Annotated in this window: 1 pseudogene; it reads left to right on the forward strand. The window is 56.7% G+C overall.

Annotated elements, in window-relative coordinates:
* Nucleotides 1-270 (forward strand): annotated as a pseudogene (locus EOD29_RS31945) (arginine--tRNA ligase); the annotation flags it as partial.

A 270-nucleotide genomic window follows, 5' to 3' on the forward strand; every position in this document is an offset into this window, starting at 1 on the left:
CAGCTCGTCAAACTCTATCGCAACGGTGAGCCGGTGAAGATGTCGAAACGCTCCGGCGATTTCGTCACGCTGCGGGATGTCGTCGAGGAAGTCGGCCGTGATTCGGTCCGGTTCATGATGCTCTATCGCAAGAATTCCGAACCGCTCGACTTCGATTTCGCCAAAGTGACGGAACAGTCGAAGGATAATCCCGTCTTCTACGTTCAATATGCGCATGCCCGCTGCATGTCGGTCTTCCGGCAGGCGAGGGAGGCTTTTCCCGGCCTCGAT

This window comes from Mesorhizobium sp. M1A.T.Ca.IN.004.03.1.1, assembly GCF_003997555.1.
Classification (GTDB): Bacteria; Pseudomonadota; Alphaproteobacteria; order Rhizobiales; family Rhizobiaceae; genus Mesorhizobium.